At 53.2% G+C, this 17,093-nt stretch carries 15 protein-coding genes and 1 pseudogene; 9 read left to right on the forward strand and 7 right to left on the reverse strand.

The annotated features are described in order from the left end of the window. The first annotated feature begins 125 nt into the window (after positions 1 to 125). Genes minC through minE form a run of 3 tightly spaced genes read left to right on the forward strand, consistent with a single transcriptional unit; the run spans position 126 to position 1,939 of the window. The gene (gene minC / locus FDW97_RS05495) at positions 126 to 833 is read left to right on the forward strand and encodes a septum site-determining protein MinC (protein WP_038641244.1); all 708 of its coding nucleotides are present in this window, start codon (positions 126 to 128) and stop codon (positions 831 to 833) included. 23 nt (positions 834 to 856) lie between these two features. Then, positions 857 to 1,669, forward strand: a complete 813-nt coding sequence (minD, locus tag FDW97_RS05500) for a septum site-determining protein MinD (RefSeq protein WP_038641246.1) — start codon at positions 857 to 859, stop codon at positions 1,667 to 1,669. Positions 1,670 to 1,672: 3 nt separating this feature from the next. Continuing rightward, on the forward strand, positions 1,673 to 1,939 hold the full coding sequence (gene minE, locus FDW97_RS05505; RefSeq protein WP_003833739.1) for a cell division topological specificity factor MinE: 267 nt from the start codon (positions 1,673 to 1,675) through the stop codon (positions 1,937 to 1,939). Positions 1,940 to 2,025: 86 nt separating this feature from the next. On the opposite strand, the gene FDW97_RS05510 is transcribed toward minE, so the two are convergent. Next, positions 2,026 to 2,943 (reverse strand): LysR family transcriptional regulator, encoded by a 918-nt coding sequence (locus FDW97_RS05510; protein WP_038641248.1) that lies wholly within the window; start codon positions 2,941 to 2,943, stop codon positions 2,026 to 2,028. A 103-nt stretch (positions 2,944 to 3,046) separates the two neighbouring features. On the opposite strand from FDW97_RS05510, the gene FDW97_RS05515 reads away from it, so the two are divergent. Continuing rightward, on the forward strand, positions 3,047 to 4,132 hold the full coding sequence (locus FDW97_RS05515) for a tartrate dehydrogenase (protein ID WP_137350742.1): 1,086 nt from the start codon (positions 3,047 to 3,049) through the stop codon (positions 4,130 to 4,132). A gap of 570 nt (positions 4,133 to 4,702) precedes the next feature. Here the strand turns inward: FDW97_RS05515 and rnd are convergent. The 5 genes and pseudogenes from rnd to FDW97_RS05545 all read right to left on the reverse strand — a co-directional run bounded on the left by rnd (position 4,703) and on the right by FDW97_RS05545 (position 11,115). Continuing rightward, the gene (gene rnd, locus FDW97_RS05525; protein WP_038641255.1) at positions 4,703 to 5,818 is read right to left on the reverse strand and encodes a ribonuclease D; all 1,116 of its coding nucleotides are present in this window, start codon (positions 5,816 to 5,818) and stop codon (positions 4,703 to 4,705) included. A gap of 84 nt (positions 5,819 to 5,902) precedes the next feature. After that, the gene (gene fadD / locus FDW97_RS05530) at positions 5,903 to 7,588 is read right to left on the reverse strand and encodes a long-chain-fatty-acid--CoA ligase FadD (RefSeq protein ID WP_123261005.1); all 1,686 of its coding nucleotides are present in this window, start codon (positions 7,586 to 7,588) and stop codon (positions 5,903 to 5,905) included. 204 nt (positions 7,589 to 7,792) lie between these two features. Beyond that, entirely contained in the window at positions 7,793 to 8,377 is a 585-nt protein-coding gene (locus FDW97_RS05535; protein ID WP_038641259.1) for a Slp family lipoprotein, read from the reverse strand. 95 nt (positions 8,378 to 8,472) lie between these two features. Then, on the reverse strand, positions 8,473 to 9,168 hold the full coding sequence (tsaB, locus tag FDW97_RS05540) for a tRNA (adenosine(37)-N6)-threonylcarbamoyltransferase complex dimerization subunit type 1 TsaB (protein ID WP_137347822.1): 696 nt from the start codon (positions 9,166 to 9,168) through the stop codon (positions 8,473 to 8,475). A gap of 58 nt (positions 9,169 to 9,226) precedes the next feature. Beyond that, a pseudogene (locus FDW97_RS05545) lies at positions 9,227 to 11,115 on the reverse strand (ATP-dependent DNA helicase). 140 nt (positions 11,116 to 11,255) lie between these two features. On the opposite strand from FDW97_RS05545, the gene FDW97_RS05550 reads away from it, so the two are divergent. Further along, positions 11,256 to 11,600: a RidA family protein gene (locus tag FDW97_RS05550; RefSeq protein WP_042307863.1), complete on the forward strand. Its 345-nt coding sequence runs from the start codon at positions 11,256 to 11,258 to the stop codon at positions 11,598 to 11,600. A gap of 6 nt (positions 11,601 to 11,606) precedes the next feature. On the opposite strand, the gene FDW97_RS05555 is transcribed toward FDW97_RS05550, so the two are convergent. Continuing rightward, the gene (locus FDW97_RS05555; protein WP_003020986.1) at positions 11,607 to 11,786 is read right to left on the reverse strand and encodes a YoaH family protein; all 180 of its coding nucleotides are present in this window, start codon (positions 11,784 to 11,786) and stop codon (positions 11,607 to 11,609) included. Positions 11,787 to 11,869: 83 nt separating this feature from the next. Here FDW97_RS05555 and pabB point away from each other — a divergent pair, with 83 nt between their 5' ends. The 4 genes from pabB (at position 11,870) to FDW97_RS05575 (ending at position 17,093) form a co-directional block, all read left to right on the forward strand. Next, positions 11,870 to 13,231 carry an aminodeoxychorismate synthase component 1 gene (pabB, locus tag FDW97_RS05560; protein ID WP_137350743.1) on the forward strand — a complete coding sequence of 454 codons (1,362 nt, stop codon included), beginning with the start codon at positions 11,870 to 11,872 and terminating at the stop codon, positions 13,229 to 13,231. Positions 13,232 to 13,234: 3 nt separating this feature from the next. Then, positions 13,235 to 13,813: a CoA pyrophosphatase gene (locus FDW97_RS05565; protein WP_038641269.1), complete on the forward strand. Its 579-nt coding sequence runs from the start codon at positions 13,235 to 13,237 to the stop codon at positions 13,811 to 13,813. A 183-nt stretch (positions 13,814 to 13,996) separates the two neighbouring features. Then, entirely contained in the window at positions 13,997 to 15,361 is a 1,365-nt protein-coding gene (gene sdaA / locus FDW97_RS05570) for an L-serine ammonia-lyase (protein ID WP_038641271.1), read from the forward strand. A gap of 130 nt (positions 15,362 to 15,491) precedes the next feature. After that, positions 15,492 to 17,093, forward strand: a complete 1,602-nt coding sequence (locus FDW97_RS05575; protein WP_137350744.1) for an EAL domain-containing protein — start codon at positions 15,492 to 15,494, stop codon at positions 17,091 to 17,093.

The raw sequence follows: 17,093 nt of genomic DNA on the forward strand, positions 1-17,093 counted from the left end.
TCTTTTACTCTGAATTCACGGAATGGTGGCTTGCCTCAATATAATACTGACTATAACATGCCTTATAGTCTTCGGAATATCACCCCGCGCTGGGGATGATAAATAGCAAATTGAGTAAGGCCAGGATGTCAAACACGCCAATCGAGCTTAAAGGCAGTAGCTTCACCTTATCAGTGGTTCATTTACATGAAGCAGAACCCGAGGTTATTCGTCAGGCGTTGGAAGACAAAATCGCGCAGGCCCCTGCATTTTTAAAACATGCGCCCGTAGTGGTTAACGTGAGTGGTCTTGAAAGCCCGGTAAACTGGTCGGCGCTGCAGGAAGTTGTCGCGTCTACCGGCTTGCGCATTATCGGCGTTAGCGGATGCAAAGACGCTCGATTAAAGGCTGAAATTGACGAAATGGGACTTCCTTTACTGACTGAAGGTAAAGAAAAAGCGCTTCGTCCCGCGCCTGTTGAGGCTCCAGTTCCCGTCCCGCCGCCGCAAAACGTTACTCCCATCACAAAAACACGATTAATAAATGTACCGGTTCGTTCCGGTCAGCGCATTTATGCTCCACAATGTGATCTGATTGTTACAAGCCACGTCAGTGCGGGCGCAGAGCTTATCGCTGATGGCAATATTCATGTTTATGGGATGATGAGAGGTCGAGCGCTGGCAGGCGCAAGCGGTGACCGGGAAGCGCAAATTTTTTGTACCCATCTGACGGCAGAACTGGTGTCTATCGCAGGTGTTTATTGGCTGAGTGATAAAATCCCAGCAGAATTTTATGGCAAAGCGGCACGCCTGCAATTAGCAGAGAACGCTTTGACAGTTCAACCGTTGAATTGATCCCTTTTTAACAAGGAATTTCTATGGCACGCATTATTGTTGTTACTTCGGGTAAAGGGGGCGTTGGCAAAACCACCTCCAGCGCGGCCATCGCTACAGGTTTGGCCCAGAAGGGAAAGAAAACTGTCGTTATTGATTTTGATATCGGCCTGCGTAATCTTGATCTGATTATGGGTTGTGAACGCCGCGTCGTTTACGACTTCGTCAACGTTATTCAGGGCGATGCGTCGTTAAATCAGGCGTTAATCAAAGATAAGCGTACCGAGAATCTCTTTATTCTTCCGGCCTCACAGACCCGCGATAAAGACGCGCTGACGCGTGAAGGCGTCGCAAAAGTTCTGGACGATCTGAAAGCAATGGACTTTGACTTCATCGTCTGCGATTCCCCGGCGGGTATCGAAACCGGCGCGCTGATGGCCCTGTATTTTGCTGATGAAGCCATTATCACCACAAACCCGGAAGTCTCTTCTGTACGCGACTCAGACCGTATTCTGGGTATTCTGGCGTCGAAATCCCGCCGCGCAGAAAACGGTGAAGAGCCGATTAAAGAGCATCTGTTGCTTACGCGCTACAACCCTGGCCGCGTAAATAAAGGTGACATGCTGAGCATGGAAGACGTACTGGAAATTCTGCGAATCAAGCTGGTTGGCGTGATTCCTGAAGATCAGTCAGTCCTGCGCGCGTCTAACCAGGGTGAGCCGGTTATTCTCGACATCAATGCTGATGCCGGTAAAGCCTATGCTGATACCGTAGACCGTCTGTTGGGAGAAGAACGTCCTTTCCGCTTCATTGAAGAAGAGAAGAAAGGTTTCCTCAAACGCCTGTTCGGAGGATAAGTTATGGCATTACTGGATTTTTTTCTCTCGCGGAAAAAGAGCACAGCGAACATCGCTAAAGAGCGACTGCAGATTATTGTTGCGGAACGTCGTCGTAGTGACGCCGAGCCACATTATTTACCGCAGCTAAGGAAGGATATTCTCGACGTTATCTGTAAGTATGTACAAATTGATCCAGAAATGGTCACCGTACAGCTTGAACAAAAAGACGGCGATATTTCGATCCTCGAGCTGAACGTAACATTACCTGAAGCAGAAGAGTCTAAATAACCTTTTGTGTAAATGCGTCATGGTTGCAAAAAAGGCAGATTATTCTGCCTTTTTTAATTTTCGTCCTTTGCCAATCTGCAACACCTTTATTCCAACGTAAACTTCGGGTAGTTTTCGGCAAAATAGCGGCGCAAATACTCAACGGTAATACGGATTTTTGCCGACGTCGCCAGGCGTGAAACATAAACCGCCCAAATATTTGCTGGTTGATAATACTCAGGCAATATGTGTATCAGATGTCCGCTGGCAATGTTGCCACAGACATCCCACCACGAACGCAGAGCAATTCCCTGGCCGTCAAGACACCATTGATGCACCACTTCGCCATGATTAGATGACAAAGGCCCGGTCACTTTAATTGAGTGAGTCCCCTCTTTATTGCGCATTTGCCAGATACCAAACGGATGGTCACGCTCTTTAATGACCAGACAGGGAAAAGTAGAGAGATCGTTCAGTTGCTTCGGCATTCCATGCTGCGCCACAAACTCCGGCGAGGCGCAAAGAATGCGATAGTTAGTCGCCAGTTTACGGGCAATCAGATTAGGTGCGATATCATCCCCGATACGAATATCGAGATCGACGCCCTCATTCACCAGGTCCACCAGACGGTCTTCAACATCGAATCTCAGCTCCAGCTGTGGGTACTCTTTCGCCAGCGCAGACAACGCAGGAGCCACCACCCGGCGGCCAAAACCAAAACTGCTGATAATACGTAACATCCCTTGCGGGATCTGCCTGACATCGGACAGCTCGTCCATCATCTGATCGACATCATGCAGGATCCGCTGCGCCCATTCGTATATCCGCTCCCCCTCTTCCGTTATGGTCACCCGCCGTGTTGTCCGGTGTAATAGCACCACGTTCAGCGTCTGCTCCAGGAGGGCTACACGCTTACTGATATAAGCCGGTGATACGCCCAACTCTTCGGCAACGGCGGCAAAACCCGCGCGGCGCGCAACCAGCATAAAGACGCGCAAATCATTTAACAGCGGCAGATTATTCATGATCTGTGTTTTATGTTTCACCAGTTAGGGGGATTAACTATCGTTCAGTCAATTATAGGATGAGGGGAAAGTCAATTTTGATGGCGTACAAGTGAGAGCTGCTATGAAGAAAACCTATCGTATTGCCGCTATCCCCGGAGATGGCATTGGTAAAGAAGTCCTGCCTGAAGGCATTCATGTGTTACAGGCAGCCGCCGAACGCTGGGGCCTGTCGCTTAGCTTTGAACAAATAGAGTGGGCCAGTTGCGAATACTACGCCCAACACGGCAAGATGATGCCGGATGACTGGCGTGAACAGCTGCAATCCTTCGATGCGATCTATTTTGGTGCCGTGGGCTGGCCGGACACCGTCCCGGACCACATTTCACTATGGGGTTCGCTGCTTAAGTTTCGCCGCGAATTCGATCAGTACGTTAACCTGCGCCCGGTGCGGCTGTTTCCCGGCGTCCCTTGTCCGCTGGCGGGCAAACAGCCGGGAGACATTGATTTCTACGTCGTGCGTGAGAACACCGAGGGGGAGTACTCTTCCCTCGGCGGACGTGTGAGCGAAGGTACCGAACACGAGATGGTGATCCAGGAGTCGGTTTTCACCCGTCGTGGTGTCGACCGTATATTGCGTTACGCCTTTGAACTGGCGCAAAGCCGCCCGCGCAAAACGCTAACCTCAGCGACTAAATCAAACGGTCTTGCCATCAGTATGCCCTACTGGGACGAGCGCGTCGAAGCGATGGCGGCCAACTATCCAGAGATCCGCTGGGATAAACAGCATATTGATATTCTCTGCGCCCGCTTTGTGATGCAGCCGGAACGTTTTGACGTCGTGGTCGCTTCCAATCTGTTTGGCGATATTCTCTCCGATCTCGGTCCGGCCTGTACCGGTACAATTGGCATTGCGCCATCTGCCAACCTAAACCCGGAACGCACCTTCCCGTCCCTGTTCGAGCCGGTACACGGTTCAGCCCCCGATATCTACGGTAAAAATATCGCTAACCCAATCGCGACAATCTGGGCTGGCGCGATGATGCTCGACTTCCTTGGTCACGGTGATGCCAACTATAAGGCCGCCCACGACGGCATTCTGGCGGCAATTGAGCAAGTTATTGCCAGCGGCCCGAAAACGCCAGATATGAAAGGTAACGCCACCACACAGCAGGTTGGTGAGGCCATTAGTCGGGCATTGCGCCTTTAAGCTTCGTGCCATTAAAAACGGGAGCACCCGGCTCTAATACCGATCAGTTAAGCATGTATGGAGAACATGTGATTCTTACTCAGGATTCCGTTCACCTCAGCGCTGTCATTTCTTGAAACGCAGTTACCCGTGAACGGGCAAGGGAGGCTCACCGCCTCCTCCCTTGCAACCCAGGCTCCCGGCGGGATTGTAAAGGGCGTGGCGGAGAACGCCCTTTATACGCTCACAGGAATCAGTGTCTCAGAGAAACGATGAACATGAGGTGAACGGATTCCGTTCACCTCAGCGCTGTCATTTCTTGAAACGCAGTTACCCGTGAACGGGCAAGGGAGGCTCACCGCCTCCTCCCTTGCAACCCAGGCTCCCGGCGGGATTGTAAAGGGCGTGGCGGAGAACGCCCTTTATACGCTCACAGGAATCAGTGTCTCAGAGAAACGATGAACATGAGGTGAACGGAACCCTTTCTCTGATATTGCATGTTCATTACTTCCGCTAATACTGGTTGATGCTTTCTGATACTGAGACGCTAACTGACTAGCATTAAAGCACCCGGCTCCCTTTTTAGCTTGCTTACTGCGGATACTCCAACAGCAGCGCGTTAAGACGCTCAGCCATCAGTTCGCCACGCCAGCCGGAAATCAGCTCAGGCAGGGATTGCTGCGGCTTTAATTTCCAGTGCCAGTTGAGCAATTGGTTGATCTGGCGGCGTGAAGCCAGCAGCTCGACGCTGAGATTTTGCTCCGCACTGACTTCGGCAACCAGCGCCTTAATGGCTTTGAACGCCTTGCGGTAGCCTGGCATATCCATCAAATTCAGTAGCGGTTGCGGCAGCGACGCCTCCGGTAAAGCCTGCGCTTTCTCGACAAGGGAAATCAGCGTCTTGCCGTGGAAGCGAATTTCGCTGCCGGAAAGCCCCAGGCTGTCCAGTTCGCCCAGACTACCCGGCATATAACGCGCCACCGCCCATAAGTGTTCCTCACGCACCACGAAGTTTACCGCCAGATCGCGCTCGCGCGCTTTACGCAGTCGCCAGTCGGCAAGCAGTTGCAGACAGGCCAACTGACGGGTACGCAGTTGCCAGGCATTGGTGATCTCGCGCCAGGCATCCTCGGGCGCCAGAATCTCCTGGCGACGCTGCTGCATTAAGCGACATTCGTCCAGCGCGGCGGGCAGCCAGCCGCTGGCTTCGGTTTCAGCCATCAGCGTTGTGGTGATCGGTAACAAATACCAGACGTCAGCCGCCGCGTATTCACACTGACGCTCGGTCAGCGGCCTGGCCAGCCAGTCGGTACGGGATTCGCTTTTGTCCAGGGCTATGCCAGTAAACTCTTCCACCATCGCGGCAAACCCCCACGACAGCGGGCGACCGCAAAAAGCGGCCAGGATTTGTGTGTCAATCAACGGCTGAGGGAGTTCACCAAAGGCATTGAGAAACACCTCCAGATCTTCACTACCGGCATGCAGAAACTTGGTTATCGCCGTATCACGTAAAATATCGCGTAGTGGCGACCAGTCAGTGATCCCCTGTGGGTCAATCAGAGCAACGTGTTTGCCATCAAACAGCTGGATCAACCCCAACTGCGGATAATAGGTACGCGTGCGAACAAATTCGGTATCCAGGGCTATCGCCGGAAATTCACGGACGGCTTCGCACAGCGTGGCCAACGCGTCGTCCGTAGTGATCATTTGATAATTCAAATCGTGCTCTCTTAGGTTTACGCCAAAAAAAACGCCGGATTACCCGGCGTTTTCTGCTGGCTGACTTAACGCTCAGCCTTTATTGTCCACTTTGGCACGTGCTTCGTCACGTAATTCTCGTCGCAAAATCTTTCCAACGTTAGATTTTGGCAACTCATCACGAAACTCCACCAGCTTCGGTACTTTATAGCCCGTCAGATGGCGACGACAAAAAGTGACCAGCGCCTCTTCGGTTAACGAGGCATCTTTCTTCACCACGAAGATTTTCACCGCCTCACCGCTGCTGCCCGATGGAACGCCAACCGCAGCGACTTCCTGTACGCCAGAATGTTGCATCACCACGTCTTCAATTTCATTCGGATAAACGTTAAAGCCGGACACCAGGATCATATCTTTCTTACGATCGACAATCCGCAGGAAGCCTTCATCATCCATCACCGCAATATCGCCAGTGTGCAACCAGCCGTCTTTGACGATTTCATCAGTCGCATCCGGTCGCTGCCAGTAACCCAGCATCACCTGCGGACCTTTCACGCACAGTTCGCCCGGCTCTCCCGGCGGCACTTCGTTATCGTCGTCATCCACCAGCTTGACCTCGGTGGAAGGAACCGGTAAACCGATACTGCCGCTGTGGTAGTCGATATCGTGAGGGTTAACACTCACCAGCGGAGCGCACTCCGTCAGGCCATAGCCTTCCAGCAGATACTGACCCGTCAGCTTCACCCAACGCTCGGCCACAGCCTGTTGAACCGGCATGCCGCCGCCTGCCGAAAGATGTAGCGAGGAAAAATCCAGTTGCTGGAACTCTTTGTTATTCAGCAGCGCGTTAAACAGCGTGTTGACGCCAGTCATTGCGGTGAAGGGGTATTTCGCCAGCTCTTTGACCAGTCCCGGAATATCGCGCGGATTAGTAATCAGCAGGTTTTGACCGCCCAGCTCAATAAACAGCAGGCAGTTCATTGTCAGCGCGAAAATGTGATACAGCGGTAAGGCCGTTACCACCAGCTCTTTACCCGGATGCAGCAACGGTCCGTAGGTGGCGTTAACCTGCTCAAGGTTAGCCAGCATGTTGCGGTGCGTGAGCATCGCGCCTTTCGCCACACCGGTTGTCCCACCGGTATATTGCAGAAACGCCAAATCTTCCGACACCACTTCAGGCTTCACATACTGCATGCGATAACCGTTTTGCAGCGCACTGCGAAACGAGATGGCATCCGGCAGGTGATATTTTGGCACCAGGCGCTTAATGTACTTCACGACAAAGTTAACCAGCGTCCCTTTGGCGGTAGAAAGTTGATCGCCCATACGCGTCAGGATCACGTGTTGCACCGACGTTTTATCGACCACCTTCTCCAGCGTGTGAGCAAAGTTAGACACGATGACAATCGCCGACGCGCCGCTGTCATTGAGCTGGTGTTCCAGCTCGCGAGGCGTGTACAGGGGGTTCACGTTCACGACGATCATGCCAGCACGTAAAATCCCAAACAGGGCGACCGGATATTGCAGCAGGTTCGGCATCATCAGCGCGACGCGATCGCCCTTTTTCAGCCCGAGCCCTTGTTGCAAATAGGCCGCAAACGCCCGGCTGCGCTCTTCAAGCTTGCGGAAGGTCATCACCTCCCCCATGTTTACAAACGCGGGCTGATCGGCATAGCGCCTTACTGAGTGTTCAAAGAGTTCCACCAGGGATTGATAACGGTCAGGATTGATCTCCGCAGGGACACCAGCGGGATAACGGTTAAGCCAAACCTTTTTCAATACATCACCTCTAAAATGCATATTCGTCGTCATCACAACCCCAGGCAACAAACAAACTGTTAACATAATATTAACTCAGCGTACCAGTTTGTTTATTACACAACGACAAGGTTGCGAAGCACGTCACTATTTATTTTTCTTATATCCACATTAATGCAGAAACAGCGGACGAGCCGCTGTTTCTTTTACTAATAAAACAAAGAGTTACTCAGTTACTATGGTCTGAACCTGTGCCGGACCGGGATTGTACCATCCCCATCCGCCGTAGCCACCGTAAGGCCAGCCACGCGCGCCGTAGAACCAGGGGTCGATCGGCTGAGGCGGCATAACAATCTGCTGAGTAATATGCCAGCGTTTATAACCGGTTACCTGCATCAGCATGAATTTATACGGCGTACTGCCAATTTTTCCGTCCACTGTTCCGCTAATCGGACCGACGACGGTAACCAGTTGACCACGAAAATCCACCGGGTCGAGAAAGCCGTTTACATCGGCAAAAATTCGTCCGCGAGAGGCTTCGCCCAGCACGGGGCGCGCCCCGCTATCGAGAGGAACCGTGGCAATTTCCAGACGGGATTTCCCCTGCTGGTTCTGAATATCCACCACTTTGCCGCCGAAACGCGCTTCCTGTCCGACATAAAGCTGCGGCGCATTCATCACCCGCACCAGATCCTGCTGTGGCGTAGGGCTTGAGCCTTTAATCGCATCCGGGATGGTAACGCAGCCGCTTAGCATTAACGCCAATACGCCCGCCAACACACCTTTCACTACCTGCTTTTGCACCGCCATATTGCGACTCCCTCTTCTTAGCGCCTGCCCCGGAAAATTCACCGATGCGGGTCACTGACGACTGCGCGAATTAACCGGGGATGTACTACTAAGATTCATTCTTTACCGGGAAGTTTCTTCCACGCCACGGTGTTACGTAAATAAACCGGTTCAGCATGTTCAACGGCCACAGTCTTACCGGCAGCCAGCAATTGCGTGGCGACAGGCAGCATGTCTTCAGCCGCCGGCAGCAGAACACCGCCATCGCTCAGCGTCAGGCCGCTGTCTTTACCCAGTTCAGGCCAGGCAGGCCAGCCAGTTCCGACAGTGACCCATTCGCCAGACAGTTGCAGCAAGCGTTCATGTACTTGTTCAGGCGTTAACACGGCTTCGGTTTCTTCACCGCGCCAGATGCCATTTTCATCACGCTGGTATTCGGCCCAGTAAACCTCGCCCATTCGCGCATCAATCGCCGCCAGCACGCGGGTGGCGCCAGACTTACGCCAGGCCCCCTGTGCCATGGTCGCCAGGGTAGAGACGCCGATCATCGGCAAATTCGCACCTAACGCCAACCCCTGAGCAATGCCAATCCCGATACGTACGCCGGTGAAACTGCCTGGGCCGCGACCAAACGCCAGGGCGTCGATATCGGATAAGGCTAATTCGCCAGCGGCCAGGATCTCCTGGACCATCGGTAAAATTCGTTGGGTATGTTCTCGTGGGCAAAGCTCGAAATGAGCTTTGATAGTACCGTCATTCCACAGGGCAACAGAGCACGCCTCTGTGGCGGTATCGATAGCCAGAATTCGCATGGGTGTTTGTGATCAGATCAATAAATTTGGCGCGCATCTTACCACACTCCGTAACAAATTACTCAGTCGATGGTATGGCAAGAAAACGGACAGCACGCGCAATGTCACGCGTGCGCGGCGCAGGCGGAAGACTCGCCAGGAAGGTAGCGCCGTAGGGTCGCATCACCAGGCGGTTGTCGCAAATGACCAGCACGCCGCGATCGTCTGCGTCACGAATCAGTCGTCCTACCCCCTGTTTCAGGGTGATTACCGCATCCGGGAGTTGAACCTCGTCGAAGGGATCGCCGCCGCGCAGGCGACAGTCTTCCATCCGGGCTTTTAACAGCGGGTCATCCGGCGAAGTGAACGGCAGTTTATCGATAATGACCAGCGACAGCGTATCGCCACGCACGTCTACCCCTTCCCAGAAGCTGCTGGTAGCAACCAGTAACGCATTACCTGCGCTGACAAACTGCTGTAACAGTTGTCCTTTACTGGTTTCGCCCTGCAACAGGACCGGCAGCGTCATGGTGGCGCGGAATTGTTCTGCCAGATCGCGCATCATCGCGTGTGAGGTACACAGCATAAAGCAGCGACCGTTGTTTGCTTCAATAATGGGACGCAGCATTGACGCTAACTGGCGCGCGGCTCCCGGCTGGTTGGTTTGCGGGAGATTACGCGGCACGCAGAGCAGCGCCTGACGCGTGTAATCAAAAGGACTCGGCAATAGCATCGACTCGGCGTCATCTATGCCCAGCCGGGCGGTGAAATGATGAAGATCATCATTTACCGACAGCGTCGCGGAGGTAAAAATCCAACAGCCCGGCTTTTGTTCCATCACTTCTTTGAATTTATCCGCCACGGTAAGCGGCGTCAGCGCAAGAGTGAAATGGCGGGAGGTGCATTCATACCAATAGCTGAAGCCTGGCTGGTTAATCTCTTTCAGGCGCTTCAAACGGGCGCGATAAAGCGTGGCGCGCTCAAACGCAGCATCCAACAACGCCGAACGTCCAAGAGACAGTTTCGCCACGTCGTAACACAGCTCCAGCGTGTCATCGAGCAACAAAAACGCGCGCTGTACACGCTGGTCAGCCAGCAGTTCGCGCAGATTGCCGCGATAGCCCGGCTCGCCAAGTTGCAGGCGGAAGTCCTGCGCGCTTTGCGCCAGGCGATCGGCGCACTTCTGCAACTGCTGAGTGTCTTTCAGCTCGGTGCGATAGGCAATGGTGATGTCTTTCGCCAGGTCTAACAACTGACGACTGGAGAGCGATTGACCAAAGTACTGGCTGGCGATATCCGGTAACTGATGCGCTTCATCGAAGATCATCACTTCAGCTTCGGGGATCAGTTCGCCAAACCCGCTCTCTTTCACCACCATATCAGCGAGAAACAGATGGTGGTTGACCACAACCACATCTGCCTCCATCGCTTTTTTACGCGCTTTAACGACAAAACACTCTTTGTACAGCGGGCAGTCGCTGCCCAGACAATTGTCGTTGGTGCTGGTGACCAGCGGCCAGGCCTGAGAATCTTCCGCCACGCTGACGCAGGTACTGATGTCGCCATCAAGGGTTTGATTTGACCAGGAGCGCAGCAGAATGACGTCGCTTAAGGTTTGTACCGGCAGGGCGCAAGGCGTTCCAGACACAGATAGTTGGAGCGCCCTTTCAGCAGCGCCAGTTTGCCGGTGAATTCCAGCGCCTTTGCGACGGTCGGGAGATCGCGGCTATAAAGCTGATCCTGCAACGCTTTCGAACCGGTAGAGACGATGACTTTTTTACCCGCACGCAACGCAGGTGCCAGATAAGCGTAGGTTTTACCCGTTCCGGTTCCGGCTTCTACAACAAGCGGCTGTGATTTTTCAATGGCATGGCTAACGGCGAAGGCCATCTGCCGCTGTGGTTCACGCGGTTTAAAACCCGGTATCGCTTTAGCCAACTGACCGTCTGCTGCAAAATCGTCCGTCACACTGCCCCCTGTTCATTTGAACAGGGATTATGTCAGGCCAGCGGGTCTTTCGCCAGTTGAAGAGGTGACGTAGGCACAACATTATGGCAGTCTTGGCGCAACCTGAAGCCATTATGAAAAACGTAAATGAGGAATGATTTATGACAATTGTGCGCATTGATGCCGAAGCGCGTTGGTCCGACGTGGTTATCCATAACAACACGTTGTATTACACTGGTGTACCGGAAAACCTGGATGCAGACGCCTTTGAACAAACGGCGAATACGCTGGCGCAAATTGACGCAGTTCTGGAAAAACAGGGCAGCAACAAGTCACGTATTCTTGATGCCACCCTTTTTCTGGCAGATAAAAGTGACTTTGCCGCGATGAACAAAGCCTGGGACGCGTGGGTCGTTGCCGGTCACGCGCCGGTACGTTGTACGGTCCAGGCCGGGTTGATGAACCCGAAATACAAAGTAGAGATCAAGATTATCGCTGCGGTGTAAGCGACGTTACTCGTCTTCATCTTCGAAACGCGCCACGATCCGCTCGCCGGTATGGCTGGCGCGTAACTCTTCAGCAACCAGAGCAATCGCTTGTCCGCTGCTCATCCCTTGCGACATCAGTTCCTGAATACGCTCGACCGCTTTTTGCTGCTGCTCATGACTGAGTGAAGGTAAACCTGCAAACATTGTTAACTCCTGCTAAATTGTCTGCGCTAATTATTTCATGCTACCGGGCGGTTAGCCAGTAGAGTAGCAACGAGTCAGGACAGATGAAGACGTTATCTCCCGCAGTAATCACATTACCCTGGCGTCAGGACGCCGCTGAACGCTATTTTTCGACCTTAAGCCATCTCCCCTGGGCGATGCTGTTGCATTCGGGTCATGCTGACCATCCACATAACCGTTTTGATATTCTGGTGGCGGATCCCGTCGCCACGCTGGTTACGCGCGCGGAAGAAACCGTTGTCTATGACGGACACGCAACTGTACGCACGCTTGATGACCCAATGACGGTATTACATTCAGCGCTCAGCGCACGGGGGATTCACCCGAGCTATCACCCCAATCTGCCGTTTCAGGGCGGCGCGTTAGGTCTGTTTGGCTACGATCTTGGCAGAAGATTTGAATCGCTGCCCACGATTGCCACGCGCGATATTGCCCTGCCGGATATGGCCGTCGGCATTTACGACTGGGCGCTGATTGTCGATCATCAGCTGCAGACCGTATCCCTGCTCAGCCATACCGATGTCGAAGCGCGGCTGCAATGGATCAACGCGCAACAATCCTCAAAACGTGAGCCATTTATATTAACCTCGGCGTGGCAGTCCAATATGAGCCGTGCCCAGTACGGCGAAAAATTTCGCCAGGTCCAGAGTTATCTGCACAGCGGCGACTGTTATCAGGTCAATCTTGCTCAACGTTTTCAGGCGCATTATCAGGGCGATGAGTGGCAGGCATTTGTACGACTCAATCACGCTAATCGTGCGCCGTTTAGCGCGTTCATTCGTCTTGAGGAAGGCGCAATCCTCAGCCTTTCACCCGAACGGTTTATTCTGTTGGAAAACCAGCACATCCAGACGCGTCCTATTAAAGGGACGTTGCCAAGACGTGAAGAGGCTGATGCCGATCGTGAGCAGGCCCAACTGCTGGCGAACTCACCGAAGGATCGTGCGGAAAACCTGATGATCGTCGATTTAATGCGCAATGACATCGGTCGCGTTGCCGTGCCGGGTTCGGTACAGGTTCCGGAGCTGTTTGTAGTCGAGCCGTTCCCTGCCGTTCATCATTTAGTCAGCACCATTACCGCACGTTTGCCGGAATCTCTGCACGCTACCGACCTGCTGCGCGCCGCCTTCCCCGGCGGTTCCATTACCGGCGCGCCGAAAGTGCGGGCGATGGAAATTATAGATGAGCTGGAGCCGCACCGACGTAATGCCTGGTGTGGCAGCATTGGTTACCTGAGCTTTTGCGGCAATATGGACACCAGCATCACCATTCGCACACTGACGGCCACAAACGGACACATTTATTGTTCCGCCGGCGGCGGCATTGTGGCGGACAGTCAGGAAGACGCGGAGTATCAGGAAACATTTGATAAAGTGAATCGTATTTTGCACCAACTGGAGAACTGACACGTGGAATACAGCAGCCTGACGCTTGATGATTTTTTATCGCGCTTCCAACTCCTGCGCCCGCAGGTCAACCATGCCGCGTTAAACCAGCGCCAGGCAGCCGTGCTGATCCCCGTCGTCCGCCGACCACAGCCGGGGCTGCTGCTAACCCAGCGATCCGTTCATCTACGCAAACATGCCGGCCAGGTCGCCTTTCCCGGCGGCGCGGTGGACAGCACCGATGCCTCGTTGATCGCCGCAGCCCTTCGCGAGGCGCATGAAGAAGTGGCCATTCCGCCGTCATGCGTTGAAGTGATCGGGGTCCTGCCGCCGGTCGACAGCGTCACCGGTTTTCAGGTTACCCCGGTCGTCGGCATTATCCCGCCTAATCTGCCGTATCGCGCCAGTGAAGATGAGGTTTCCGCGGTGTTTGAAATGCCGCTGGCGCAGGCGTTACATTTGGGACGTTACCATCCGCTCGATATTTATCGTCGCGGTGATTCTCATCGCGTGTGGCTTTCGTGGTATGAGCAATATTTCGTCTGGGGAATGACCGCCGGGATAATTCGTGAGCTGGCTCTGCAAATTGGCGTCAAGCCCTGACTATACTTATCTTTACGCACGCCATAGACAACTTGAAACTCAGGTCACAACATTAGTAAAACCGCGGTTATCTATTAGTTTAATTCATGTGAATAGTTAAGCCGATCGCCGCGTTCCCTCTTACACTATGCGCAGTTATAACATCGTTACTGGAAAGCCCAGTCGCCCTGTAGGAGTATTATCGTGATTAGTCTATTCGACATGTTTAAGGTGGGGATTGGTCCCTCATCTTCCCATACCGTAGGGCCTATGAAGGCGGGTAAACAGTTCGTCGATGACCTGGTCGAAAAAGGATTACTGGACAGCGTTACTCGTGTTGCCGTCGACGTGTATGGTTCACTGTCGCTCACGGGTAAAGGTCACCACACCGATATCGCCATTATTATGGGTCTGGCGGGCAACGAGCCTGCTACCGTAAACATTGACAGCATTCCCGGATTTATCCGCGATGTAGAAGCGCGTGGACGCCTGCTGCTTGCACAGGGTCAGCACGAAGTGGATTTCCCGCAGAATGATGGAATGCGTTTTCATAACGGCAACCTGCCGCTGCATGAAAACGGCATGCAGATCCATGCGTATAATGGCGAAACCGTCATTTACAGCAAAACGTACTACTCAATCGGCGGTGGGTTCATCGTTGATGAAGAACATTTTGGTCAGGATACCGCCAATGAGGTCAGCGTACCTTATCCGTTCAAATCCGCCACTGAAATGCTGGAATACTGCAACAGCACCGGCCTGTCCCTCTCTGGCATGGTGATGCAGAACGAACTTGCTCTGCACAGCAAAAAAGAGATTGAAGAGTACTTTGGCAACGTCTGGCAAACCATGCAGGCCTGTATCGATCGTGGGATGAACACCGAAGGCGTCCTGCCTGGGCCGCTGCGCGTTCCGCGTCGCGCCTCTGCCCTGCGTCGTATGTTGGTCTCCAGCGACAAGCTCTCCAACGATCCGATGAACGTGATCGACTGGGTGAACATGTTTGCGCTGGCCGTTAACGAAGAAAACGCCGCGGGTGGTCGCGTTGTCACAGCGCCAACTAACGGTGCCTGCGGTATCGTGCCTGCGGTCCTGGCCTATTACGATCATTTCATTGAGTCCGTCAGCCCGGATATCTACACCCGTTATTTCCTGGCGGCCGGCGCGATTGGCGCGCTGTACAAAATGAACGCATCTATCTCCGGTGCTGAAGTCGGCTGTCAGGGTGAAGTTGGCGTGGCTTGTTCTATGGCGGCTGCCGGTCTGGCTGAGCTACTGGGTGCAAGTCCTGAACAGGTGTGTGTTGCGGCAGAAATCGGTATGGAGCATAACCTCGGTTTAACCTGTGACCCGGTTGCCGGTCAGGTACAGGTTCCGTGCATCGAACGTAACGCCATTGCTTCCGTAAAAGCTATCAATGCCGCACGCATGGCAATGCGCCGAACCAGTGCGCCACGCGTTTCACTGGATAAAGTCATTGAGACCATGTACGAAACGGGTAAAGACATGAACGCCAAATACCGCGAAACGTCCCGTGGTGGTCTGGCAATCAAAGTTCAGTGTGACTAATACTTAATTTTCGCCCATCTGCGACGGATGGGCGAATTTATCTCCCCTTCCTCGTCTACTGTAATTTTCCCCACTACACTTGCTCTGTTGCTTTTGGCTTTTGTGACCAACGGCTTATCGGGCGGCCCGCATGCATACAGCACAACGGATCATTAAAAACTATCGCCGGAATCGCTTATTTGTTTGCACCCTATGTGCCCTGGTAACGCTTATCCTCACGTTAACGGTCCGATTTATTTCGGAGCGTAATTTAAATCATCGAAATACCGTAACCTTTGCCAACCACGCGGTTGAAGAGTTGGATCACGTGCTTTTGCCCCTTCAGGCCGGACGAGATGTGCTGTTGCCGTTGATTGGTCTCCCCTGTTCAGTCGCGCGTTTACCGTTGAGCAAGCATGCTGCCAGGCTGCAAACGGTACGCTCTGTCAACCTGGTTAAAGATGGGATTCTGTATTGCTCCAGCATTTTTGGTTATCGCAATGAGCCTGTTCGTCAACTGGAGCCTGAATTACCAAGCCAGGAGTCGCTACTGCTGTTATCAACCGACCATTCGATAATTAAAGGCAGTCCGATTCTGACACAATGGTATCCATCCTCTGCCGATGGTGAAGATGGCGTGCTGGAAATCGTCAACATTGAGTTATTATCATCCATGTTGCTTGAGCCACAACTGCCGCAGATCACCCATGCCAGCTTAAGCGTCGGCAATCGCCATCTGCTCTACGGACAAGGTGTTGTCGATACGCTACCTGAACTAAAGAATGAAAAACGCTACCAGCTCTCATCACAGCATTTCCCGTTTACTATCAGCGTTACCGGTCCGGGTGCCAGTGAACTGGCGATTAAACATCTGCCAACACAACTGCCGCTGGCGGTGATCCTCAGTCTGTTAGTGGGGTACCTGGCGTGGCTGGCAACCGCCAACAGAATGAGTTTCTCCTGGGAGATAAATCTGGCCCTTGCCGCCCGGGAATTCGAGCTGTTCTGCCAGCCACTGCTCAATGCGCAAACGCAGCAATGCATGGGGGTGGAAATCCTGTTACGCTGGAATAATCCGCGTCAGGGTTGGATCTCTCCCGAAGTGTTTATTCCCATCGCCGAGGAGCACAACCTGATCGTGCCCCTGACGCGTCATGTCATCGCAGAAACCATTCAGCAACGACACGTCTTCCCCATGAGCAGTCAGTTTCATATCGGGATCAATGTCGCCGCCAGCCATTTTCGCCACGGCACGCTGTTAAAAGATCTCAACCAGTATTGGTTTAGCCAGCATCCCATTCAGCAGTTAGTCATCGAACTTACCGAACGTGATGCGTTACTGGATGTGGATTATCGGGTTGTACGCGAGCTAAATCGCCTTGGCGTAAAACTGGCGATTGACGATTTTGGCACTGGCAACAGCTCGCTCTCCTGGCTGGAAAAACTCCGCCCGGATGTACTAAAAATTGATAAATCATTTACTTCTGCGATCGGTACCGATGCCGTGAACTCAACCGTTACAGACATCATCATCGCGCTGGGAAAAAGACTGAATATCGAACTGGTGGCGGAAGGGGTTGAAACGCAAGCGCAGGCACAGCATTTGCGCCGGCACGGTGTACATTTATTGCAAGGTTTTCTGTATGCGAAGCCAATGCCGCTACGCGATTTTCCAAAATGGCTGGCGGGCAGCACGCCGCCGCCCACCCGGCATAACGGGCGACATAGTATGCCCGTTATGCCATTTCGCTAA

The sequence above is a fragment of the Citrobacter sp. wls708 genome (genome assembly GCF_005281255.1).
Classification (GTDB): domain Bacteria; phylum Pseudomonadota; class Gammaproteobacteria; order Enterobacterales; family Enterobacteriaceae; genus Citrobacter; species Citrobacter werkmanii.